Source organism: Pantoea sp. Fr+CA_20 (genome assembly GCF_024520835.1).
In the GTDB taxonomy this organism is placed as follows: Bacteria; Pseudomonadota; Gammaproteobacteria; order Enterobacterales; family Enterobacteriaceae; genus Pantoea; species Pantoea allii.
This window is the reverse complement of the sequence record NZ_JALNPN010000003.1, coordinates 345,105-369,582: the sequence shown is the minus strand read 5'-3', so window position 1 is coordinate 369,582 and position 24,478 is coordinate 345,105. Positions and strand designations below refer to the sequence as shown.

The following is a 24,478-nucleotide window of genomic DNA, read 5'->3' as shown; positions in this document are numbered from 1 at the left end:
TTCTTCCTTATTTTTGGCTTTCCGTCACGGCGGCAGGATCAACCACGTTGAGCTCATCGCTGCGCTTTTTGGCATCGCGAAACAGCAGAATAAATGCCACGGTGATCAAGACGATCATCACGCAACCAAACAGCCACATCCCAGCCCAGTTGAACGTCAGGCCGTTGCGCGGCTGACTATAGGCAAACATCTCCTGCATCAGGTAACCGCCCAGACGATAGCCCAGCAGGCTGCCTATCCCCTGACAGGCCAGGGTAATTAATCCCTGCGCTGCATTACGCATGCTGACCGGGGATTTTTTATCGACGTAGATGTAGGCGGTAATAAAGTAGAAGTCATAGCTGACACCGTGCAGCAGGATGCCCATAAATAACAGGCCATAGGTGAGCAGGTTCTGGTCGCTGCCGAAGACAAAAAACAGATAGCGCAACGCGGCCGTTACCAGGCCCAGCAGCAGCACGTTTCCGATCCCAAAGCGTTTGATAAAAAACGGCAGCGCCAGTAAAAACAGAATTTCGGACATCTGCCCCAGCGTCATCCAGCCGGTGGCATGGGCCAGGCCGACCTCGGTCAGATATCCTTCCGCAAAGATGTAATAAAATGCCAGCGGCATGCTGAACAGGAAGGAACAGACAAAAAAGACGAGGAAGCTGCGATCTTTCAGCAGATGCAGGGCATCCAGTCCCAACGCCGTTCGCAGACTAAACTTGCCCGTGCTTTTAGGCTGGGTGGCGGGCAGCATAAAGGCGAACAGGCCCAACAGTAGTGAGCTGGCGGCGGTGATCAGCAAAGGAATATTACTGGCGGAGATATCGCCAAAGCCCAGTAGTGACGGCAGAAAACCACAGACGATACCGGATGCGATCCAGCCAAGCGTACCCAGCACGCGGATGCGTGGATAATCGCGCTCGACATCTGCCACGTGTGAAAACGCAATACTGTTAGTGAGCGCAATGGTGGGCATATAGGTCAGCGCATAAAGCAGCAACAGGGGAAAGAAACCACTGAAGTGCGTTTGCTGCGCCGCGAAATACATCAGCCCTGCACCCACGATCATCAGCACGCCCAGCACCTTCTGCGCCTGAAAGAAACGGTCTGCCAGGGAACCCACCAGAATCGGTGACAGGATGGCGGCAAGGGAGGTACAGGCATAGCACCACGCAATTTCGACGGGCGTGAAACCATTTTTGCTGAGAAAGGCCCAGAGCGGGACAAACCACGCGCCCCAGATAAACCATTCCACAAACATCATAAATGACAGGCTGGCCGTTTTCGTTTTCATTATAGTGTGTTCCCTGGTGTTGGTAAGGCCAATCTAACACCACGTACATAACCTTTATAATACCTTTAGCTGAAATTTTGAGCTACATCGCACTATCTTTCCTGCCGTTGGCGACCTTATACGCTGTTAAAGACGCCCTCTGGGTGAGGCGAAACATGACGGCTGATTCCGTCAACGGGCTTTGTTGCATCAGGACGCAAGCGGCGCGCGGGCCAAAGCGGTTATCCGTGAGTATGGTGCGATTAGCAGTATAAACGCTAAAACGATGGGCGATGAGTGGTAAGCAGTAGGCTTTGGGCTGTGGGCTGTGGGCCGTAAACATTTCACATAAAGCCCAGCCCACGCCTGGCTTCAGGCTGATGGCGGGACTTGTCAGGCTCCAGGGAAGCACCGGGTGCGGTAAAGCGCCGTCATCCACGACAGCGCCGCATCCCAGAATCAACACACCTTCAGTTGTGAAATCTGCGTGGCTTTTCCATACGGAATCCCATCCCGATGAGTCGGCCAAAAATAAAGCGCAGAAAGGGATACTTACGGATGATGTCAGGCATTTTACTTTTGCCCTCACTGCCCGGTTTCTTTTTACTGCTCATTTTGATTTGCAGGAACTGCGTTGCAACGGTGGGAAACTGGCGACGCTTCTGCACTTTTTCCAGATCCCTTAACGTGATCTTTCCCTTTAACAACGGCAGGGTCAGCAGGTTCGCCGTGGCAACGGCATCCTGGATAGCAAGATTAACGCCAACGCCACCAATCGGAGACATGGCATGAGCCGCATCACCAATACAGAGCACGCCCGGCTTCGCCCACTGGTTGAGCCTGTCGATCCGGATAGACAGCAGTTTGAATTGATCCCAGTTGTCAATTTCCGCCAGGCGCGAAGGACGAAAGGGAGACACGCTGGCAATCTTGTGTTTCATCGCCTCAAGCCCCTCGGCCTGGAGCGCATCAAACTGCCCTTTCTCGATGGTCAGCCCGCACTGCCAGTAATCGCCCCTGTCGATGACGATAAAGTTGTTGCGCGGCCCGGTATGGCCCATGCCTGACTGGGGATCGTCAGACTTTTTGTCCAGACGAAACCACACCACATCACGCGGCGAGCCAAAATGCTGACTCACCAGGCCGGCCTGGGCACGTACGTTAGAGTTACGACCGTCAGCACCAATCACCAGACGGGTACGGATCTCAACCGGCTGGCCTGCCTGTGACGCGACAACACCGCTTACCTCACCCTCTTCTGTTAGCAGCTGCTTTAAGGTCGTGGATTTCAACAGGGTAAAGCCGGGAAACTGTGCGCTGCGTTCCGCCATGAAATTCAGGAAATCCCACTGTGGCATGAACGCGATAAAACGACACTGGAGCGGCAGGCGCGAAAAATCGGCCATCGTCACCTCCTGGCCGCCCATTTCTGCCTGCAGCTTTTCTGCGCGCTGGTGAGGCAGTTTCAGCAGGTCATCCAGCAGACCCAGATGGTGCATCACCTCAAGGGTGGAAGGGTGAATAGTGTCACCACGGAAGTCGCGGAGAAAGTCGGCATGCTTCTCGATCACCACAACCTGCAAACCGGCACGCGCCAGTAAATAACCCAGCATCAGACCGGCCGGGCCGCCGCCGACAATACAGCAGTCAGACATAATGTGTTCAGTAGATGACATGGCTTACCCCTTAAAATGTACGTTGTCAGTGTAGGCCAGCACGGATGATTTAAGTACCGAGGGAGTACAGGGATATTGCACAGGTCGCTGCCAGAAACCGCGCGCTGACGCTGTCAGCCGGGGTGATCTTCTTTTATTTCAACCAGCACCAGCGGGCATTTTCTGACCTTACAGGCGTGATGGTATGCCATGGAGCACACCGAACAATAGTCGGCAGAATCGGACTGGTATTCATACTCCTGAAAATAGCGGAAGCCGCCGCTGTCCGCGTCGGCGCGTGCGCTGTAAAACGCGTGATCAGCAAGCTGCTCATCCAGTTGCATGAACGTCAGTGCTGAAGGGTTGTGGTAACCCACTTTAATGCGATATGTCGTCATACCTCCATGATTACCCTGATGGAACCGGGTAGCAAATTGTTATCATTGTTGATTGTGATAGACAGCGGTTATCAGAACATCCCTTATCAGAGGCAGATGCACAGCTATAACATTTTAGCTGAGCAATTATCACAATAGTTACGAAGCTGCTGGGTAAGTGCGTCTTATTATGTTATTCACTCGTTCGACCTCCATCAAAATTGATAACTTATTGTTGTTAACCTGAAAAAAATGGCGTTTAGCTCTTACATTTAGCGATCAAATGACATCTCGATAAATGACAACATTGTCAAAAAGATTAAATAAATTTCATTGAATTGTAAGTGAACACACAAAGATCAAATCGCGTTGACTATCTCGTGCATCATTGCGTAAAAATTAAGCAAGCAACATATTGCTATCATATTTAAAATACACCATTAATATTATGATCATAATTCATCTTTAGCCTCACAGGAATTAACAACACATTAACGCCACCTGTTATTGATATGTTGTTTTTACAAAAATTTAATCAATGGACCGTTTTTATCTTAAAGTGCGATAATTTTATTGATCGCATCCTTAATATTAATAGAAAAATCCTGGGGAGGATGAAATTATCTGAATTCATAAAAAGTATACTGTCTTTTTAAGTTCACAATAAATGGCACTGTTGTGGGATAAATTTCATTTTTGCGTTAAAAATAAATGAAACATAACACTTTAGGATTATTCCATGTCCATTGCGCCATGCAATCGCCCAACGCGTTGAATTAGAAGGTTTAATAATGCTATGTTTATCTCACCTTCCTTAACGAGCAGCAAAACAAGCTTATGAGAAGGATTACGAGAGAAAGTATATATTGCTTTAGTTGTCGCTACCGATGTGAATTAGCCAATGAGCTAACAGAAGAAATTAAACGGTGCCCGATACAAAAAGTGGTTATTTGGCCAGCGCGGAACTACTACTTAATTAATGGCATTCTTTCCGTCGTTTCTGGTCGATATGAAAGCTTATTTACTAAAGGTTGTATATTTGTGGATTTTTCAACACACAACATACGCTTTTTTACCAGTCATAACTGGCTGGATTATTTGAAATCACAGAGTTTAATTATCATCCTGGTTTGCGACCGCAGACTGGCATCCTTAGCTGCTTTCTGGAAAAAACAGGATAAAAGTATTAATACGGTCATTTACCCAGGAACAGCCATCGTCGATATTAAAAAATCAATTAACGCATGTTACTACGGTTTAAAAGGAGGTGAAAAAAAAGGGATTAATCCGTTAACCACTGATGAGGTTAAGTTTCTTGATCTGGTCAATCACGGATTTTCTCTGAGTGAAATATCAAAAAAAATGGAGCTTAGCGTTAAAAAAATTTACTGCATCAAAGATTCGGTTCGTAGGAAGACGGGAAGCAGCCTGAATCAGTTGTTCTCCAGTTAAAAATGTAAAAGGAAAATACCTCATGTTAAAAACCAAAGCTATGGCCTTATCCCTGTTAATCAGTGCGACGCTGGTATCAGGACAAGCATTCGCGAATTCTGATAACACCATTAACTTTCAGGGTGAAGTGAGCGATGAAACTTGCTCAGTCAACGTGAATGGTAATAACAGTGCACCGCTGGTGTTGATGCCGACAGTGGGCGTGAACGAACTGGATGCAAGCGGAAAAGTCGCGGGCAAAACGGACTTCTCCGTCGCTATCAGTGGCTGTACCGGCTCGACTAATTCAACGCGTGTATCCACCGTATTTATTGGTAACAACGTGAGCGACACCGGTAATCTGAAAAACAGTGGTAATGCTGAAAACGTCGAAATTCAGTTACTGGACCCCACCGGTGCAGAGATTAATTTAACCAGTACCTATATCGGTGATGGTGATTTAACCCTGAGCTCCGGCGAAACCGAAAAATCGGCTACCTATGCCGCGCAGTATCTGGCGACCGACGTAGCAACGGCGGGTACCGTTAGTGCTTCACTTCAATATGCGGTGACTTACCAGTAATACTGATCCGGTGCACGTCAGTTGTCTGGCGTGCACCATAAACTATTGAGAACTGATTTATGTTTATTCGCAGACTGTTATTGGCGTTGACGCTCTCGCTAGCAGTAACCCCCGCATTAACATTGCCCTTTTACGCAAACGCCAGCGTGACGATTATGGGCAGCCGTATTATTTACCCTGGGCAGGCGCGTTCTGTGGATGTGCAATTTAAAAATAACGATGCCATTCCCTATGTTATTCAGAGCTGGTTTGATAACGGTGACGAAAACTCACAGCCAGAAAATCGCGTAAATACGCCTTTTATCATTACACCGCCGGTATTCCGCATTCAGCCGAAGGCAGGTCAGATCGCGAAGGTTATGGTGAATAACACCGTTGCACAGCCTCAGGATCGTGAATCTGTTTACTGGTTTAATACCCTGCAAATTCCGCCATCAAATATAAATCAGGATAAGACACAGAATGTCATGTTGGTGGTATTACGTAATCGCATGAAGGTTTTTTATCGCCCTGAACGTATTGGCGCACCAAAAAATATCCTGAAAGGCATAACAGTCACTCCCCTGTATCAGGCGAATAAAGGCAATGGGATTGAAATTGACAACCCACAACCCTGGCATGCTTCCCTGGTGGATGTTGTTTTAAAAGTGGGGAATCACACCTTTAAAAGTGAGGCCGATATGGTCTCGCCCTTTGCAAAGCAAACCTATTGGTTTAACAACAGCAAACGTTTGCAGGGTGCAGGCGTAGTTTCAGTCTCGGCAGTTAACGATCAGGGAGCTAAAATCAGTGAAAACTTTACGGTTGACGTTAATTAGCCCGAAACTTATTGCTTTTACCGTCTCGGCCTGTTTTTCGTGTTATGCCTGCAGTGAAGATTATTATTTCGACGCCTCACTGTTTAAAGGGGCGACATTTGGGAAAAACATTGAACAATTCAACCAAAATGCAATTCCTGAAGGAAGCTATCTTGTTGATATTTACCTCAACGATAAAATAATTAAATCCGGCGTCAAAATTAACTTCAAAAAATTCAGTGACGAGGGAGAGGTGGAACCTTGCCTGCCGGAAGAGATCATCAGGTTAATGCAGTTAAAAAACCAGCGGGTTGAACAAACGACAGCCCACTGTCAGCCATTATCAGACTGGACGGAAGCAGGCAGCTGGCGTTTCGACCAGGCTTCACTTCGTTTGCAGTATATGTTCCCCCTTGCCAGCCTGAATCGGGTTCCCCGTGGCTATATCCCCGTTTCTGAATGGGATGAAGGCATTACGGCGTTATTTCTGCGTCACAACACTAACTTCACCTGGTCGGAAAACCGATCGTCTGATTATCGTTATCAATATTTGTGGAGCGGCATTACCGCAGGCACGAATCTGGACAAGTGGCAGTTTCGTCATCAGGGCAATATGCGCTATCTGCGCAACAGTCATAGCGGAAGCCGTTATCAGTATAATCAGGTGAGAAGCTGGGTGCAGCGTCCTGTGGAGAGCATAAACAGTCAGCTCTCATTAGGTGACAATTATACCAACAACTCGCTGTTCGGCAGTCTTGCCTTTAACGGCATTAAACTCGCCTCAGAAGAACGGATGTGGCCGCAGGGTAAACGGGGCTATGCGCCGGAAGTCCATGGTGTAGCCACCTCTGATGCCCGCGTTGTCGTTCGGCAGCTCAACAACGTGATTTACGAAACCAGCGTTCCCCCCGGCCCCTTTGTTATTGATGACTTATATAACACCAGCGGTCAGGGCGATCTTGACGTTGAGATTATTGAAGCCAACGGCAAGCGGTCCACTTTTACAGTGCCCTACTCGTCCGTGCCGGACTCTGTTCGTCCAGGAAACTGGAAATACGCGCTGGCGCTGGGGCGAGTGCGTCAATATTACAGCGTGGAAAACACGTTTTTTGAGGGGGTTTTACAGCGCGGCATCAGTAACCGTTTTACGGCAACGATCGGCTCGCGGCTGGCGAAAGACTACCAGGCCTGGCTGGCGGGCGGCGTATGGGGTTCACCGATGGGCGCCGTGGGGATGAACACCATTTTTTCACAGGCGCGCGTTGAGCAAAATAAAAACACCTCGGGCTGGCGCGCGGAGTTGAGTTACAGCAAAACGTTTGAAACTGGCACTAATCTGGTGTTGGCGGCCTACCGTTATTCCACCAGCGGCTTCCGCGATCTGCAGGACGTGTTGGGCGTCAGAAGGCAGAATGACACCGGCATCAGCTACTACTCCGATTCGATGAATCAGCGCAATCGGTTATCCGCCACCCTGAGCCAGTCATTTGATAACCTCGGCATGATCAGCCTGAGTGGCAGCACGGCTGACTACTATAACAACAAGTCACGCATCACCCAGTTACAGCTCGGTTATAACAATAGCTGGAAAAAAATCAGCTACGGTTTCAATGTCGCGCGTCAGCGCACCACATGGAATACGACGCGCGCCGAGCTAAATGTCTTCGATCAGCCGGATGACAGCCGCCAGCAGCGTTACACAGAAAATACCTTTTCATTTACGGTTTCAATGCCTCTCACCTGGCACAACACCGCTTCTGTTTCCTATCACTACAACCAGTCGAAGCAGACACAAAGCTCATCACTCTCCCTGTCGGGCTCAGCAGGTGACAACCGCGATATCGCCTATTCCCTTTATGGCGGTAGCGAGCACTACCGCAACGGCAACAGTGGACATGCACTGAACGTCGGTGGAAATGTTCAGCAGAATACCCGACTTGGGGCGTTCCGGGCCAACTACGGCCAGGGCGAAAGCTATCGCCAGGCTGGACTGGGTGCTTCCGGCAGCCTGGTTCTTCACCGGGGAGGCATCACACTTGGCCCTTACAGCAGTGATACTTTCGCCCTGGTGCAGGCCGATGGCGCACAGGGCGCACGTGTGCGTAATGGTCAGGGCGCCGTTATCGATCGCTTCGGCTATGCCATTCTGCCCTCCCTGAGCGCGTACCGCGAAAACAACATTAGCCTGGACACGCTGGATATGAACGCCGATGCCGAGCTAAGCGGAGGGAGTCATCGGGTTGTGCCTTACGCTGGCGCGGTGGTGCAGGTGAACTTCGCCACGATCAAAGGCAAAGCAGTCTTGATCTCGCTCACCAGTAATGAGGGGGAAACGCCACCTATGGGCGCGGAAGTCCGTGATGCGGATAACACCGTCATCGGCGTTGTTGGCCAGGGCGGCCAGCTGTACGCACGCGTACCTCATGACTCCGGCACGCTCAAAGTCATCTGGGATAACGACGGTCAACAAACCTGCCTGGTGAATTATCAAATTACCGGAAAGCACAACGATCAGATGATCCATCTTCCCGGCTTGTGTAATAAGGAGTAACGCGTGTTGCTGAGAATAACGCTTTTGTTGATCGCCACCGGACTGATTCCGCTTCCGTTACTGGCAAACTGTACGGTCGTATCCAGTCAGAGTCAGCTTTCTACGGCGGCTAAAAATGCTGGCTATACCGCGAAGTTATGGACCGGGGCCTGTGATGAATGCACGGGGAAACTGCCGTTACCGGCAATAATTAATATCAATACAGGTAGCCTGTTTCAGCCGGCAGGCACATTACTGGCCAGTGCGGTGGGTGATCCCGTCAACACGCCCATGCGGGATGCCTTTACGCCGAATCAGATTCTGTTCCGCTGCGATGCGGGCGATGTAGATAAACTCTATGAAATGTATTCCACCAATGGCGATTGGGATACAGCGGGCAAATATGCCACGAATGAAGTTGAAGGCGCTTATTATGATAAGGCCAAAAACGTGGCGGTCAGAATGACCAACCTCTCTACGGGGGAATATTACAGTCGCTACTGGAAAGCACGACAGCTTAATGCCAGCGACTGGTATTCTGACGGGGATAAAATCTATATTCCTGCCAGCGCGTTCAGCCGTGTGCTGTACGAAATGTTTAAAATTGATGGAACTGAGCGTTTCATGAATAGTGAGGCGTATTATCCTGATAAGAACAACCAACCTCGTGGCTATATCGCGTTTAAAGGTCCTGGACTGGCCAGCGATGATCTGAAACCCGGTGACGACCATAGCACTAAGTATAGTGGATGGCATTTTAACTGGCCTGTTGGCTGGAGCTCCTATAATACGGTCACCTACGTTCGCGGCGCTGCCTGCGAGGTGCAGGATTATCCTGCTGTAGTATCCCTGCCGGTGATCAGTGTAGGTGCTCTGGCTGATGGTGGCAGTAGTCAGGCGCCTTTTTCTGTCAATTTGCGCTGTGAGGCCGGGGCGATCTCCAGTATCAACAACTCCACCATAACATCAGCCAACGTCGCGATGGGGTTTCTGGTAAACCAGCCCCGGGCCGTTACGATGGCCAACACACTCGGCCTGACCACCAGCAGCGGCGGATTAACCTGGCTGCTCGACACAAACTATGGTGATGACAATGACAGCGCCGCCTCGGGCGTGGGGATAAAAATTTATAACAGCGCTGGTGCCGCACTCAACCTGTTACCGGATATGACCAGCACCGGCACAGGCAATGCACGCGGGTGGTATGCCTACAAAGACCTGACCACGCTTGCGTCATCAGACAACGGCGAGATCTACAGCGGCGATTTTACTGCCTCTCTTGAGGCTATTCCGGGACAAGTTATCACTTCAGGAACCGTTAATGCACAGTTACAAGTGGTGGTCAGCTTTCAGTAGCAGCCTGTTTTTCCTCACGGCGATGCTGTCAGCCCAGGCAACGGCCGTTGTGAACATTGATAAAACACGTATTGTTTTCAACGCTAATGAAATGGCGCAGTCCATTAACCTGGTCAATAGCGAGAGCAGCCCTGCCGTTTTGCAAATCTGGACGGACGATGGCGACATTCATGCTTCGCCGGATAAGAGTAAAACACCGGTCATGGCCATACCGCCGGTATTGAAAATGCTGCCTGGCGAATTACGCTCACTTAAGCTGATGCTGACCTCGCGGGCGAAACTAAAAGCGGGTAAAGAGACGTTGTACTGGTTGAATATTTACCAGATACCCGCGCTCAAAAAATCGGATAACCCGGGCGAGCAAAAAGTGATTCTGCCGCTGCGTTTGCGCCTGAAAGTGTTTATACGGCCGACAGGGCTTGGTGCGCCTCAACCGGAAGATGCACAAAAGCTACGCTTTACCCGACAAAGCCAGCAAATCATGATTTCTAATCCTACGCCCTGGTATATGAGCCTGAACGTCAAAGTAGAAAAAGAGGTGCTGAGAGATATTATGGTAGAACCACAGTCTTATGTTGCGGTACCAGTCACCACACCGCTTAATCCTGGGGCAAACGTGGAATATGAAGTGATTGATGACAGGGGTAATGCTGAGAAATATTACAGCCCGCTTCACGCTAGTGTCGGGCAGTAGCCGAATTGAGTCTCTTTGGCTCAGAGTATAAAAATGACATTATAGTATGTCGTGGCCACTCTGTAATCTGGGACTGAAAATCGAAACCTCAGGGCAGTCTCAGCATTAATATTTTGTTGATGAAATACCGAGCTAAAGAGGACAGTTTCAACCGTCCCCCTGAAATGGTTGTTCAAGACAGATTACGCGCCACCGCGTCATACACTTTAGTCCAGCTAATTCCACGCAATCCATTTTTCTCATCATCCGGATGTAAAACTTGATGGATTTCTCTGTCCTGAATAGGCGCGCCACCATCTATAGTGCTCTGGTTGGGAAACAAGGCAACTGTCGGTGTCTTCACCGCAATGGCAAGATGCAAAGGGCCGGTATCACCAACAATCAACGTATTAAAACCACTTATTTTCTCAGCCAACTGTATTAAATTTGTACTTCCTGCCACATTAACTACTCTGTCACTTTGCGATTTCATCCCGTCAATAATGCGTTGATTGAGGGTTTTCTCTCCGGGTGCACCGATGAGTTCTATGACCACATCGCTATGCTCATCAATTAATTTGCTAATTAGCTGCGAAAAAGCAGATTCCGGCCAACACCGCTCGGTGCTGGATGCACCTGCATGTATGCCAATAACACGCTTATCAAAGACTTGAGGCTTATAAGGTGCAGGAATAAACATCGATTCGGACTTTACTGTAATGCCTACCGACTCAAGCATTTCTATTTTCTGGCGAATAAAGTGGATATTTCCTTTTGTCCTGTTATCGTAAAATGCTGACAAACAGTTTTTCAGAACAAAGTCTTCCCTGCCTTGATAATCAGTATAATAAACATCCTTAAAAATATAATGAGAACCTGCTAGTGAAGCGGTAATGATGTCATAGGGCGTTCGCGAATGAAGGATAAAAGTTGCATCGATCTGATTTTTTCTTAATGATTTTATCAAAAAGAGCATACCTGAAATCTTCCCTCCCCAATATAACACTTCATCAAAAATATCGCTCTCTGCCACCAGAGGATGGTTTCTTTTTAAAATGACTAATGTAATTTTGGCATTAGGCCAACGCTCTTTTATTGCCCTAATAGACGGCGTGTTAAATAGAAAGTCACCTAAAGCCGTATTTGAAATAATAGCGATGCTTTCGATAAAGTCTTTTTCTGAAAAACGGACAATTTTTTTCACACGATAACCGGTCACTTTCCATATGGAAAGGAATAATTTTGCAGCGAATTGTTTTGCGATTTTACTCATTAAAATTTTCCCGACTTAAGCCTTATTATCCTAACGGTTTAGCCGTAAAGATCATTGCCGATGCCGTTATCGTGCCAGACGCATCATATGCTCATTAACATTACGCTAATACTCAAGCCACAGTATATATTATAAATTACCCGGGGCGAAGAAGCTGTCTGCTCTGATTCTATACACACTCTGATGATGAGATGATGGCGTAGCCTGATGGTTCGATTTTTTCCTTTTCCTTCATTTTTTCTTAATTAGAGAAAAAACAGGCCAATTTAAGTTCAAAGCATCCAATGACCTGCTTCACTAAAAATATGACGTTATGTCTGAATCCCTTGTTCACTTCCCTCTCGTCAATCACACCACCGGGAGCGATAAACGTTAGCCTATTCATAAGTGTTTTTTCTAAACGTCAGAAACCATACCGGCATTTTCTGCTAATTCAGATAGCAGTAAAACTTCATAAACCGCGATCGCTTTTATCAAGATGGAAGAAAGCTCAGGGGACGGATACTTAGAAATTACTCAGTCATAAGTCACCGTAACAGACAGCAAAACATTATGATGATCGAGGCCAAAACTGACGGTTGCTGCTGTTTAAAGAGACTTTTAAGAGGCCCGTTTTAGAGCGATTTTGGGGAAAACTCTGCACAAAAAAGCCAACATAAACTTCACATCTATGTTGGCTTGATGTTACAGAAGAAGGATTACATATTCGCGATAATCGCGTCACCAAACTCTGAACATTTCAGCAGTTTAGCGCCATCCATCAGACGTTCGAAGTCATAGGTCACGGTCTTGGCAGCGATTGCGCCTTCCATGCCTTTAACAATCAGGTCTGCGGCTTCGAACCATTCCATATGACGTAACATCATTTCCGCTGACAGGATTACGGAACCTGGGTTCACTTTATCCTGACCGGCATACTTAGGTGCTGTACCGTGGGTCGCTTCGAACAGCGCGCATTCGTCACCGATGTTTGCGCCAGGTGCAATACCGATACCGCCAACCTGCGCCGCCAGGGCGTCGGAAATGTAGTCACCGTTCAGGTTCATACAGGCAATAACGTCGTATTCAGCCGGACGCAGCAGGATTTGCTGCAGGAAGGCATCAGCGATCACGTCTTTAACAACGATCTCTTTACCGGTGTTTGGATTTTTGAACTTCATCCATGGGCCACCGTCGATCAGCTCGCCGCCGAACTCTTCTTTCACTAACTGGTAACCCCAGTCTTTGAATGAGCCTTCGGTGAACTTCATGATGTTGCCTTTATGAACCAGGGTCAGTGAATCACGATCGTTGGTGATGGTGTATTCCACTGCCGCACGCACCAGGCGCTTGGTCCCCTCTTCCGAACATGGCTTAACGCCAATGCCGCAGTTCTGTGGGAAGCGAATTTTCTTCACGCCCATTTCTTCGCGCAGGAATTTGATCACTTTGTCCGCTTCAGCCGTGCCCGCTTTCCACTCGATACCTGCATAGATATCTTCGGAGTTTTCGCGGAAGATCACCATATCGGTATCTTCAGGACGTTTAACCGGGCTTGGTGTGCCGGTGTAGTAACGAACCGGGCGCAGACAAACGTACAGATCAAGTTCCTGACGCAGCGCAACGTTCAGAGAACGGATGCCGCCGCCCACTGGCGTTGTCAGTGGACCTTTGATCGCTACGCGGTATTCTTTGATTAAATCGAGGGTTTCTTGCGGCAGCCAGACATCCTGACCGTAAAGTTCAACCGATTTCTCACCGGTATAAATCTCCATCCAGGAGATTTTACGCTCGCCGTTGTAGGCTTTTTTCACAGCGGCATCAACCACTTTCAGCATCACTGGTGAAACATCAACACCGATACCATCCCCTTCGATGTAAGGGATAACCGGGTTATTTGGCACATCCAGTTTACCTTGATTCAGGGTGATTTTCTGACCTTCCGCCGGAACAACTACTTTGCTTTCCATTAACCTCTCCTTCGAGCGATTTTTTGTTAATGATTTGTAAGATGCGCGTCAATACTACTTGAATATTGACGCTACGCCAATCACCGCAATTTCGCGTTATAATGCGCTGAATGTTTCAGACTGCAAAGCGTATGCGAAAAACTACTCAGACTTCTCAACCAAATAAACGATTCAGCCGACAAACCCGTCCCGTACAGCGCAAGGCTGTATCCCCCCCTGCCGTCCGGCGCGTGCTCCTGTTCAATAAACCCTTTGATGTGTTGCCGCAGTTCACCGACGAAGCCGGCCGCCGCACGTTAAAAGATTTTATTGATGTCAGCGAGGTTTATGCCGCGGGTCGCCTTGACCGCGACAGCGAAGGACTGATGGTGCTGACCAACGACGGCACCTTGCAGGCCGCGCTGACCCAGCCCGGCAAGCGCACCGGCAAGGTGTATTATGTGCAGGTCGAAGGCGTGCCGGAAGAGCAGGATCTGCAGCCACTGCGGGATGGGGTTACGCTGAAAGATGGCCTTACGCTGCCAGCCGGCATTGAAAAAGTAGCGGAGCCTGACTGGCTATGGGCACGCCAGCCGCCCATTCGTGAGCGCAAAGCGATACCGACGCAGTGGCTGAAAATCACCCTGTTTGAAGGGCGTAACCGTCAGGTCAGACGCATGACCGCCCATATTGGCTTCCCGACATTGCGCCTGGTGCGCTATGCGATGGGTGACTTTGTACTGGATAATCTGGCCCCTGGCGAATGGCGTGATATCAGCACCTTAGTCTAGGCACTGTTATCATTTCCATAACTTCAAGTTAACAATTCCGGAGGATTGATGTTTAAACCGCATGTCACCGTAGCCTGTCTGGTCCAGGCTCAGGGTAAACTGCTCGTTGTTGAAGAACGGGTGAACGGCGTGGCAACCTGGAATCAACCTGCAGGTCATCTGGAAGCGGACGAAACCCTTCTGGAAGCCGCGCAGCGTGAACTCTATGAAGAGACCGGTATTGAGGCCGCTGTGGAGTATTTTATTGGTATTAACCAGTGGATTGCCCCCGATAATACGCCTTTTGTGCGGTTTCTGTTTGGTCTGGATCTGGACACCACCCTGCCCACCGCGCCGCAGGACAGCGACATTGATTGCTGCTGGTGGCTGGCGCCAGAGCAGATACTGACGGCATCTAACCTGCGTTCGCCGTTAGTCGCAGAGAGCGTGCGCAGATGGCAACAGGGCGTGCGCTACCCGTTAGACCTGATCAGCCCGTTCAACTGGCCGTTTCATGCAGGTGCGCACCCGACTTCAGCGTGATAGAATGCGCCGCCTGTTTTATTGTTTTGCGAGCTTGTGATGTCTGATAACTGCCAGAAAAAAGTGATCGTCGGGATGTCCGGCGGCGTCGATTCTTCCGTTTCCGCCTGGTTACTGCAACAGCAGGGCTATCAGGTAGAAGGCCTGTTCATGAAGAACTGGGAGGAAGACGATGGCGAGGAGTATTGTACCGCCGCTGACGATCTGGCGGATGCACAAGCCGTGTGCGACAAACTTGGTATTAAACTGCACAAGGTAAATTTTGCTGCAGAATACTGGGATAACGTCTTTGAGCACTTCCTTGAAGAGTACAAGGCGGGCCGCACGCCAAACCCCGATATCCTGTGTAATAAAGAAATTAAATTCAAAGCGTTTCTGGAGTTTGCCGCAGAAGATCTCGGCGCAGACTTTATTGCCACCGGACACTATGTCCGCCGTCAGGATATCGACGGGCGTAGCCATTTGCTGCGCGGCCTGGACGGTAACAAGGACCAGAGCTACTTCCTCTACACGCTCAGTCATGAACAAATTGCCCAAAGCCTGTTTCCGGTGGGCGAGCTGGAAAAACCCGAAGTGCGCCGCATTGCTGAACAGCTGGAATTAATCACGGCAAAGAAAAAAGACTCTACCGGCATTTGTTTCATCGGTGAACGCAAATTCCGCGAATTCCTGGCACGATATCTGCCCGCTCAACCGGGTGAAATCGAAACCGTTGATGGCCAGATTGTCGGTGAGCACCAGGGGTTGATGTACCATACGTTGGGCCAGCGCAAAGGGCTGGGCATCGGCGGCATGAAAGAAAGCAAAGACGATCCCTGGTACGTGGTTGATAAAGATGTCGCGCGTAACCGCTTAATCGTGGCGCAGGGCGGCGATCATCCGCGTTTGATGTCGGTGGGCCTGATTGCTCAGCAGCTGCACTGGGTGGATCGTCAGCCGGTTAACGCCCCGCTGCGTTGTACGGTTAAAACCCGCTACCGCCAGACCGATATCCCCTGCGAGATTATTCCGCAGGGCGATGACAAAATTGAAGTGCGGTTCGACGAACCGGTTGCCGCGGTAACACCGGGGCAGTCTGCGGTGTTCTACCTTGGTGATGTCTGCCTGGGTGGCGGCATCATTGAAGAACGTTTGCCTTGGGTTGCCGCATAATACCGGCGCTAATAACGCGTAAACTGGAGTGACCGTGGCAAAAAACTATCAGGAAATTACCCTTGCGCTGGCGGGCATTTGCCAGGCTGCCCATCTGGTTCAGCAGCTCGCGAATCAGGGGCACTGCCAGCCTGAAGCGCTGACGGTTTCCCTGCGCAGCGTACTGGATCTTAATCCGACATCCACGCTGGCGGTGTTCGGTAACAATGAAGCCAACCTGCGCCTTGGGCTTGAAACCCTGATGGCGGTGCTGAACAGCAGCAACCGTAAAGGTGCCAGCGCCGAGCTGACCCGTTACACACTGAGCCTGATGGTGCTGGAGCGTAAGCTCAACGCCAACAAGCAGGCCATGACCACGCTGGCCCAGCGCATCAGCCAACTCGATCGCCAGCTGGCGCATTATGAACTGGAATCCGACACCATTCTGAGCGCGATGGCGGGCATTTATGTTGATGTCATCAGCCCGCTCGGCCCACGTATTCAGGTCACCGGCTCGCCGGCCGTCCTGCAGAATTCCCTGTTACAAAGCAAAGTTCGCGCCACGCTGCTGGCCGGTATTCGTGCCGCCGTACTGTGGCAGCAAGTTGGCGGAGGCCGACTGCAACTGATGTTTTCGCGCCAACGCTTACTGCGCGAAGCCAAAGCCCTATTATCCCGCCTGCCACTGACTTACTGAGTCCGTGGGGCAAACACCGTTAAACAAATCAGGAGTTGCACTGATGGAATTATCCTCTCTGACCGCCGTCTCACCTGTCGATGGTCGTTACGGCGATAAAGTCAGCCCGCTGCGCGCGATCTTCAGCGAATTTGGTTTGCTGAAATTCCGCGTTGAGGTTGAAGTTCGCTGGTTACAAAAACTGGCTGCGACCGCAGAGATCAAGGAAGTTCCTGCATTTGATGCGGACGCAAACGCTTTCCTTGACGGAATCGTTGCCAGTTTCAGCGAAACGGATGCGGCGCGCATTAAAACCATCGAGCGCACCACCAACCATGACGTAAAAGCCGTTGAATATTTCCTGAAAGAAAAAGTCGCTGACGTGCCTGCACTGCATGCGGTGTCTGAATTTATTCACTTCGCCTGTACCTCTGAAGACATTAATAACCTGTCTCACGCCTTAATGCTGGAAACAGCGCGCCGCGATGTCATCCTGCCTTACTGGCAGCAGCTGATCGCCGCAGTAAAAGGTCTGGCACAGGAATACCGTGATATCCCTCTGCTGTCACGCACCCATGGTCAGCCCGCAACGCCCTCTACCATGGGTAAAGAGATGGCTAACGTGGCCTACCGCATGGAACGCCAACTGCGCCAGCTGTCGCAGATTGACGTGTTAGGGAAAATCAACGGTGCCGTCGGTAACTATAACGCCCACATCGCCGCTTACCCGGAAGCGGACTGGCATCAGCTGAGCGAAGAGTTTGTGACCTCGCTGGGCATTACCTGGAATCCTTATACCACCCAGATTGAGCCGCACGACTATATTGCCGAGCTGTTTGACTGTATCGCCCGCTTTAACACCATCCTGATCGACTTCGATCGCGATATCTGGGGTTATGTGGCGCTCAACCATTTCAAACAGAAAACCATTGCGGGCGAAATTGGTTCATCGACCATGCCGCACAAAGTTAACCCGATTGATTTTGAAAACTCAGAAGGCAATCTGGGCCTGGCAAACGCGGTAATGCAGCATCTGGCAAGCAAACTGCCGGTTTCACGCTGGCAGCGCGATCTCACCGACTCTACCGTCCTGCGTAACCTTGGCGTGGGCGTCGGTTATGCGCTGATCGCCTATCAGGCGACCCTGAAAGGCATTTCTAAGCTGGAAGTGAACCGCGATCGCCTGCTCGACGAACTGGATCACAACTGGGAAGTCCTGGCAGAGCCGATTCAAACCGTGATGCGCCGCTACGGTATTGAAAAACCGTATGAGAAGCTGAAAGAACTGACCCGTGGCAAACGCGTTGATGCGGCTGGTATGCAGGCCTTTATCGACAGCCTGGCGCTACCGGAAGAAGAAAAAATTCGCTTAAAACAGATGACCCCGGCAAATTATATTGGCCGCGCGATACAGATGGTTGACGATCTGAAATAATATCCTCTTTGCAGACCGGTTCCCGCCGGTCTGCGTTAACCTGCTGTTTAGTTCATTTCGCATATACTTATTAAAATTCGTTTCGATCTGATGCTAAAGGAAATCCTATGCGTGTTCTGGTTGTGGAAGATAATGCCCTGCTGCGCCACCATCTTTCGGTACAACTGCGAGAAATGGGTCATCAGGTTGATGCTGCTGAAGATGCCAAAGAAGCCGATTATTTCCTCCAGGAACATCTGCCCGATATTGCGCTGGTTGATCTGGGATTACCCGACGAAGACGGCATGTCTTTAATTCGCCGCTGGCGCAATGACGCGGTGCGTCAGCCTATTCTGGTGTTGACCGCGCGTGAAGGCTGGCAGGCGAAAGTGGAAGCGCTGGAAGCCGGTGCAGATGATTATGTGACGAAGCCTTTTCATATTGAGGAAGTCGCCGCTCGTTTGCAGGCATTAATGCGCCGCAACAGCGGTCATGCCTCGCAGATTATTGCTATGGCCCCTTTTCAGGTCGATTTATCCCGTCGCGAACTCACCATTAACGACCATCCCGTTAAGCTGACCGCGTTTGAATATACGATTGTCGAAACATTAATTCGCAATGCCGGCAAAGTCGTGAGTAAAGATTCCCTCATGCTGCAGCTTTATCCCGATGCAGAATTACGTGAAAGCCACACGATTGATGTATTAATGGGACGCCTGCGTAAAAAAATTCTTGCGCTACATTCTGATGAAGTTATCGCTACCGTTCGCGGCCAGGGCTACCGCTTTGATCTCTGATGATGTCGTGGTTTAAACGCTATCGCCCTGTCTCGCTGCGGACGCGCTTCTTACTGGCCTCCGCAGCCATTGTATTAATCCTCTCCCTTTCTTATGGCATGGTTGCGGTCATTGGTTACGTGGTGAGTTTTGATAAAACCACCTATCGCGTCATGCGCGGCGAGAGCAATTTATTTTTTACCCTGGCACAGTGGAAAGATAATAAGCTCACTATCGCCCAGCCTGAGCGCACTATGCTCAATTTCCCCACCCTGGTATTTATTTACGATGAACATGGCAAGCTGCTCTGGCAACAGCGCGATGTGCCGGAAATTCGTGAAAAGATCCAACCCGAATGGCTGTTAAAGCCCGATTTTTATGAAATAGACACCAGCACCAGTACCAGCCGGGCCGCCATGGGCGATAACCTTAGCGCGCAGCAGCAGCTTCATGCCTGGGATAATGACGACGACGATCAGGACACCTTTACCCACTCGGTGGCGGTAAACCGTTATGACGCCACGACAAACCTGCCCGCCTTAACCATTGTGGTGGTCGATACCATTCCGCAGGAGCTTCAGCATTCCGATGTGGTCTGGTCATGGTTCAGCTATGTACTGGCGGCTAACCTGATTTTAATCGTGCCGTTACTCTGGCTGGCGGCACACTGGAGTTTGCGTCCGATTGGGCACTTAACGCTGCAGGTGCGCGAGCTGGAAACCGGGCAGCGTGAAAACCTGGACGATAATCCGCCGCAGGAGTTACGCTCGCTGGTGCGCAACCTTAACCTGTTGCTGACCAATGAGCGTCAGCGTTACACCCGCTACCGCACGACGCTGGCTGACTTAACCCACAGTCTGAAAACCCCGCTGGCGGTGTTACAGAGTACGCTGCGTTCGCTGCGCGGGGGTAAAGAGCTGACGGTGGAAAAGGCCGAGCCGATCATGCTGGAACAGATCAGCCGCATTTCGCAGCAGGTAGGATATTACCTGCACCGTGCCAGCATGCAGGCCGATCACAATCCCCTGCAGCGCGATCTGCATTCGGTATCAGGTTTGCTGGACAGCCTGTGTTCGGCCCTTAACAAGGTTTATCAGCGCAAAGGCGTGGAAATCACCCTGGATATCTCGCCGGAAACCACCTTTTTCGGCGACCAAAATGATTTTATGGAAGTGCTGGGTAACGTGTTGGATAACGCCTGCAAATACTGTCTGGAATTTATCGAAGTCAGCGCCCATCAAACCGAGCACGCCTTGCACCTTTATATTGATGATGACGGTCCAGGCATTCCTGAGAGTAAACGCGACATGATTTTTGTGCGCGGGCAGCGAGCGGATACCTTGCGTCCCGGTCAGGGGCTGGGACTGGCGGTGGTGCGCGATATTCTCGAACAGTACGCCGGTAAGGTTATCGCCTCCAGCAGTCCGTTGGGCGGTGCCCGCATGGAAGTGGTGTTTGAGCGTCAGGAAATGGAACATCGCCGCGAGTAGTTCAGGCTATGGGCTGTTATACTGGCAGGTATTTACAGCCCTTAGCGGAATCTCTTTATGGATTATCAGCTCGATCTCAACTGGCCCGATTTTATTCAGCGTTACTGGCAAAAGCGCCCGGTGGTGCTGAAGCGTGGCTTCAAGAACTTTATCGATCCCCTATCGCCTGATGAACTGGCGGGATTAGCCATGGAAAATGAGGTCGACAGCCGTCTGGTCAGCCAGCAAAACGGCAAGTGGCAGGTCAGCCACGGTCCGTTTGAAAGTTATGATCACCTCGGTGAAAACAACTGGTCACTGCTGGTACAGGCGGTGAATCACTGGCATGAGCCTTCCGCCGCGCTGATGCGCCCTTTCCGTTTTCTGCCAGACTGGCGTTTAGACGATCTGATGATCTCCTTCTCAGTACCCGGCGGTGGCGTTGGCCCCCACTTTGACCAGTATGATGTCTTTATCATTCAGGGCACCGGCCGTCGCCGCTGGCGCGTCGGGGAAAAAGTGCCGCTGAAACAGCACTGTCCTCATCCAGACCTGCTTCAGGTTGAGCCGTTTGACGCCATCATCGATGAAGAGATGGAACCGGGCGATATTCTGTATATTCCACCGGGGTTCCCGCATGAAGGCTACTCGCTGGAAAATGCCCTGAATTACTCGGTCGGTTTCCGCGCACCAAGCGGGCGTGAGCTGATTAGCGGCTTTGCCGATTACGCGCTGGCGAATGAACTGGGCAGCCTGCGTTACAGCGATCCGGATGTGCCGATGCGTGATTGTCCGTCGCTGATTCTGCCGCAGGAGGTTGAAGGCCTGCGCAAGGTGATGCTGGATGTCGTGAATCAGCCGGAACACTTTGAGCAATGGTTAGGTGAGTTTATTTCACAGTCCCGTCATGAACTCGACGTGGCACCGCCAGAACCGCCTTACCAGCCGGATGAGATCTACGATGCGCTGCAACAGGGTGATGTCCTGTCTCGCCTTGGCGGCTTACGTGTTCTGACGCTGGGCAATGCCGTTTATATCAACGGTGAACGAGTTGAGTGCGCGCACCCGGCCGTGATGACCGTGCTGGCACATAACCATGAAATCGCCCTTGCGGATCTGGGTGATGCGCTGGACGATCCTGCCGTGCTGGCACAGATCGCTGGCCTGGTGAACGCCGGTTACTGGTTTTTTAGCGCCGAATAAGCCTCCTCCGTTGCAACGGATGTAAAGGCCGCGCTGTTCGATTCAGGACAGCGCGGCCTTTTTTATTCAGGCTTTTTTCTGTCCCGCCAGCTCGGCCAGACGGACAATCACATCCACCGACTGCGCCATAATATTCAGCGAAGCAAATTCATGTTTGCCGTGATAGTTGTAGCCACCGGTAAACAGGTTAGGACAAGGTAGCCCTTTCCATGACAGCGACGAACCGTCTGTGCCGCCACGAATCGGTTTCACCACCGGCTCGATGCCACAGTCGCGCATCGCCTGCAGCGCCAGCTCAATGATATGCGGGAAAGGTTCGACTTTTTCGCGCATATTGCGATAGCTGTTGCTGATCTCCACGGTAACAGAGCAGTCCGGATGTAATCCCTTGTTAATGTCAGCCGCCACCTGTTGCAGCGTGTTTTTGCGCTGTTCGAAGGCTTCAGTATCGAAGTCACGGATGATGTAGTGCATTTCAGCATGCTCGACCGTGCCCTTCATCTGGTGCAAATGAAAGAAGCCCTCATAACCGTCCGTGCACTCCGGTTTCTCGCCAGCAGGCAGCGCGGCATTGAAACGGGTTGCCAGCTCCAGCGCGTTAACCATCACGTTTTTAGCAGAGCCGGGGTGGACGTTATTACCGACCACTTTGACCAACGCCGAGGCGGCATTGAAGTTTTCGTATTCGAACTCGCCCACATCGCTGCCGTCAACGGTATAAGCCCAGTCAGCCGCAAAGCCTTCGACATCGAAATGCGATGTCCCACGGCCAATTTCTTCGTCCGGCGTAAAGGCGACTCGAATCGCGCCATGCGGAATATCGCTTTCTGCCAGCCGCGCCATCGCCGTCATAATCTCTGCAATACCGGCTTTGTCATCGGCACCCAGCAGCGTTTTACCGTCGGTGGTAATCAGCGTGTGTCCGATCAACTTATGCAATACCGGAAACATCACTGGCGACAGCACTTCATCGCCATTACCCAGTGCAATATCGCCCCCCCGGTAATTTTCGATGATCTGCGGATTGACATTTTTCGCGGTAAAATCCGGCGACGTGTCCATGTGTGAAATAAAACCGATAACCGGCGTTGGCCAGTCAACGTTTGCCGGTAATGTGCCCATCACGCAGCAGTGATCGCTCAGGCTCACATCCACAAAGCCCAACGCCAGTAGCTCTTCCTGCAGCTGACGGGCCAGCATCCATTGCCCTTCGCTGCTGGGCACCTGACGCGCCTGAGGTTTCGCCTGAGTTTCCACTGCCACATAACGCAAAAAGCGTTCAAGTAATTGCTTCATATATCATCCTTAAAAATTGCCGCCAATTATTATTAACAGACGGGCAAGAGGTCGCGTTGCGTCAAATCATTATCGTTCAGGTTAGCCCTGCTGCGGCAAATTAAGAATGCCAACGGGCATAAAAAAGCCTGCAATGGCTGTTTTTTTGCGGCACGTTGCTCAGGTTTTCCCTCGCCGCAGCCTGTTGAGTGCCAACGGTGCGAAAACAGGGCCGGTTGCACCGCGGGCAGAACGTGAGCTGAACAGGGACAGGTTAAGCACGGCGTAAACCGAATCATCGCGAGCGATAACAACATGATATGGCGGTATCGCTGAGGCGATCAGGAAAACAGAGAATGACGGAATGCTACCGGAAACGGAATAAACAGCGGGCGAACGGTCCGCTGTTTATTCCGTGGCGTGATGCTTTATTTGTGTAGCCCGTGCAACAGCTTATGTACAAAGGCAGGCACCACGTCGCTGGCCAGCCCATAGTGACTTTCGGCAAATTCATTGCCAACCAGGCTGGGCTCCAGGTTCAGCTCTACCGTATGGGCGCCCTGCAGTTTTGCCTCGTGGACAAACCCGGCGGCCGGATAGACATGGCCCGAGGTGCCAACGGCGATAAACAGGTTCGCCTGCTCCAGCGCCTGGTAGATCGCTTCCATGCCGAGCGGCATTTCACCAAACCAGACGACGTGCGGACGCAGCACCGAGGGAAACTGACAGCAGGTGCAGCGATCGTCTGGCGTCACATCCTCCTGCCAGTCGATAACCTGACCACTGCTGGCACAGCGCACTTTTAACAGTTCACCGTGCATATGCAGCACGCGACTGTTGCCCGCGCGCTCGTGCAAATTATCGATATTCTGCGTGACCAGCAGAAAGTTATCGCCCAGCACCTGCTCCAGCTCGGCCAGCGCCAGATGGGCGGCATTGGGTTGAATTTCCGGCTGCTGTAACTGCTGGCGGCGAGCGTTATAAAAACGCTGGACCAGGGCCGGATCGCGCCGGAAGCCTTCTGGCGTGGCGACATCTTCAACCCGGTGTTCTTCCCACAATCCGTCGGCGGCACGAAACGTGTTGATGCCCGATTCTGCAGATATCCCAGCACCCGTTAAGACAACGATTCGCGGCAACGGGTGCGCCGCCAGCTCGGCCTGGCGATCGCGTTCGAAAATACGCTGACGAAAGCGCTGATGCACTTTCCGGCGCGTTTTCTTCAGGCGGGCAAGTCGTAAACGGCGACGAGGTGTACGCATAAAGTCTCCTGGTGCGGTCGCAAAAAAAAAGCCACCGCGGGTCAATATATTTAGGGCAATCGGGCCCGGTGATCGGTGTAACGTTAATTCGCCCT

Annotated in this window: 21 protein-coding genes; 14 read left to right on the top strand and 7 right to left on the bottom strand. The window is 51.0% G+C overall.

Features of this window, described 5'->3' with window-relative positions:
• Window positions 1-7: 7 nt before the first annotated feature.
• From NR177_RS06600 to NR177_RS06590, 3 genes are all read right to left on the bottom strand, one after another.
• Window positions 8-1,282 (bottom strand): nucleoside permease, encoded by a 1,275-nt coding sequence (locus tag NR177_RS06600; protein ID WP_109716102.1) that lies wholly within the window; start codon window positions 1,280-1,282, stop codon window positions 8-10.
• A 449-nt stretch (window positions 1,283-1,731) separates the two neighbouring features.
• Window positions 1,732-2,937: an FAD-dependent oxidoreductase gene (locus NR177_RS06595; protein ID WP_256852497.1), complete on the bottom strand. Its 1,206-nt coding sequence runs from the start codon at window positions 2,935-2,937 to the stop codon at window positions 1,732-1,734.
• Between the two features lie 113 nt (window positions 2,938-3,050).
• Window positions 3,051-3,314: a hypothetical protein gene (locus tag NR177_RS06590; RefSeq protein WP_063879129.1), complete on the bottom strand. Its 264-nt coding sequence runs from the start codon at window positions 3,312-3,314 to the stop codon at window positions 3,051-3,053.
• Between the two features lie 1,020 nt (window positions 3,315-4,334).
• On the opposite strand from NR177_RS06590, the gene NR177_RS06585 reads away from it, so the two are divergent.
• From NR177_RS06585 to NR177_RS06560, 6 genes are read left to right on the top strand one after another with little or no spacing between them, the layout of a single operon-like run.
• A complete protein-coding gene (locus tag NR177_RS06585) occupies window positions 4,335-4,745 on the top strand; it encodes a hypothetical protein (protein ID WP_256852496.1) in 411 nt (136 codons plus the stop codon).
• A gap of 22 nt (window positions 4,746-4,767) precedes the next feature.
• Window positions 4,768-5,307: a fimbrial protein gene (locus NR177_RS06580; RefSeq protein ID WP_096012362.1), complete on the top strand. Its 540-nt coding sequence runs from the start codon at window positions 4,768-4,770 to the stop codon at window positions 5,305-5,307.
• 59 nt (window positions 5,308-5,366) lie between these two features.
• The gene (locus tag NR177_RS06575) at window positions 5,367-6,125 is read left to right on the top strand and encodes a fimbria/pilus periplasmic chaperone (protein ID WP_218995336.1); all 759 of its coding nucleotides are present in this window, start codon (window positions 5,367-5,369) and stop codon (window positions 6,123-6,125) included.
• Window positions 6,097-8,655 (top strand): fimbrial outer membrane usher protein, encoded by a 2,559-nt coding sequence (locus NR177_RS06570; RefSeq protein ID WP_372340331.1) that lies wholly within the window; start codon window positions 6,097-6,099, stop codon window positions 8,653-8,655. Before NR177_RS06575 ends, NR177_RS06570 begins: the two co-directional genes overlap by 29 nt.
• 3 nt (window positions 8,656-8,658) lie before the next feature.
• Window positions 8,659-9,990, top strand: coding sequence for a fimbrial usher protein StbD (gene stbD / locus NR177_RS06565; protein ID WP_256852495.1), 1,332 nt, complete (start codon window positions 8,659-8,661; stop codon window positions 9,988-9,990).
• A complete protein-coding gene (locus NR177_RS06560; RefSeq protein ID WP_256852494.1) occupies window positions 9,956-10,684 on the top strand; it encodes a fimbrial assembly chaperone in 729 nt (242 codons plus the stop codon). Before stbD ends, NR177_RS06560 begins: the two co-directional genes overlap by 35 nt.
• A gap of 172 nt (window positions 10,685-10,856) precedes the next feature.
• Here the strand turns inward: NR177_RS06560 and NR177_RS06555 are convergent, their stop codons facing one another.
• Both NR177_RS06555 and icd read right to left on the bottom strand, forming a co-directional pair.
• Window positions 10,857-11,936 (bottom strand): glycosyltransferase family 9 protein, encoded by a 1,080-nt coding sequence (locus NR177_RS06555; protein WP_256852493.1) that lies wholly within the window; start codon window positions 11,934-11,936, stop codon window positions 10,857-10,859.
• A 698-nt stretch (window positions 11,937-12,634) separates the two neighbouring features.
• Complete coding sequence (icd, locus tag NR177_RS06550) at window positions 12,635-13,885, bottom strand: NADP-dependent isocitrate dehydrogenase (protein WP_063879109.1); 1,251 nt, start codon at window positions 13,883-13,885, stop codon at window positions 12,635-12,637.
• 110 nt (window positions 13,886-13,995) lie between these two features.
• Between icd and rluE the strand changes: the two genes are divergently transcribed.
• The 8 genes from rluE to NR177_RS06510 all read left to right on the top strand — a co-directional run bounded on the left by rluE (window position 13,996) and on the right by NR177_RS06510 (window position 21,846).
• The gene (gene rluE, locus NR177_RS06545) at window positions 13,996-14,655 is read left to right on the top strand and encodes a 23S rRNA pseudouridine(2457) synthase RluE (RefSeq protein WP_256852492.1); all 660 of its coding nucleotides are present in this window, start codon (window positions 13,996-13,998) and stop codon (window positions 14,653-14,655) included.
• Between the two features lie 48 nt (window positions 14,656-14,703).
• The gene (locus NR177_RS06540) at window positions 14,704-15,177 is read left to right on the top strand and encodes an NUDIX domain-containing protein (protein ID WP_063879107.1); all 474 of its coding nucleotides are present in this window, start codon (window positions 14,704-14,706) and stop codon (window positions 15,175-15,177) included.
• A gap of 39 nt (window positions 15,178-15,216) precedes the next feature.
• Window positions 15,217-16,329, top strand: a complete 1,113-nt coding sequence (gene mnmA, locus NR177_RS06535; protein WP_256852491.1) for a tRNA 2-thiouridine(34) synthase MnmA — start codon at window positions 15,217-15,219, stop codon at window positions 16,327-16,329.
• 34 nt (window positions 16,330-16,363) lie between these two features.
• Window positions 16,364-17,005, top strand: a complete 642-nt coding sequence (hflD, locus tag NR177_RS06530) for a high frequency lysogenization protein HflD (protein WP_109716093.1) — start codon at window positions 16,364-16,366, stop codon at window positions 17,003-17,005.
• Between the two features lie 43 nt (window positions 17,006-17,048).
• Entirely contained in the window at window positions 17,049-18,419 is a 1,371-nt protein-coding gene (purB, locus tag NR177_RS06525; RefSeq protein WP_096012347.1) for an adenylosuccinate lyase, read from the top strand.
• 107 nt (window positions 18,420-18,526) lie between these two features.
• Entirely contained in the window at window positions 18,527-19,195 is a 669-nt protein-coding gene (gene phoP, locus NR177_RS06520; protein ID WP_063879103.1) for a two-component system response regulator PhoP, read from the top strand.
• 2 nt (window positions 19,196-19,197) lie between these two features.
• Window positions 19,198-20,664: a two-component system sensor histidine kinase PhoQ gene (phoQ, locus tag NR177_RS06515; protein ID WP_096012346.1), complete on the top strand. Its 1,467-nt coding sequence runs from the start codon at window positions 19,198-19,200 to the stop codon at window positions 20,662-20,664.
• 57 nt (window positions 20,665-20,721) lie between these two features.
• On the top strand, window positions 20,722-21,846 hold the full coding sequence (locus NR177_RS06510) for a cupin domain-containing protein (RefSeq protein WP_256852490.1): 1,125 nt from the start codon (window positions 20,722-20,724) through the stop codon (window positions 21,844-21,846).
• Window positions 21,847-21,912: 66 nt separating this feature from the next.
• Here NR177_RS06510 and pepT read toward each other — a convergent pair whose 3' ends face one another.
• Window positions 21,913-23,142 carry a peptidase T gene (pepT, locus tag NR177_RS06505; protein WP_063879101.1) on the bottom strand — a complete coding sequence of 410 codons (1,230 nt, stop codon included), beginning with the start codon at window positions 23,140-23,142 and terminating at the stop codon, window positions 21,913-21,915.
• Between the two features lie 407 nt (window positions 23,143-23,549).
• Entirely contained in the window at window positions 23,550-24,383 is an 834-nt protein-coding gene (gene cobB, locus NR177_RS06500) for a Sir2 family NAD+-dependent deacetylase (protein ID WP_256852489.1), read from the bottom strand.
• Between the last annotated feature and the right edge of the window lie 95 nt (window positions 24,384-24,478).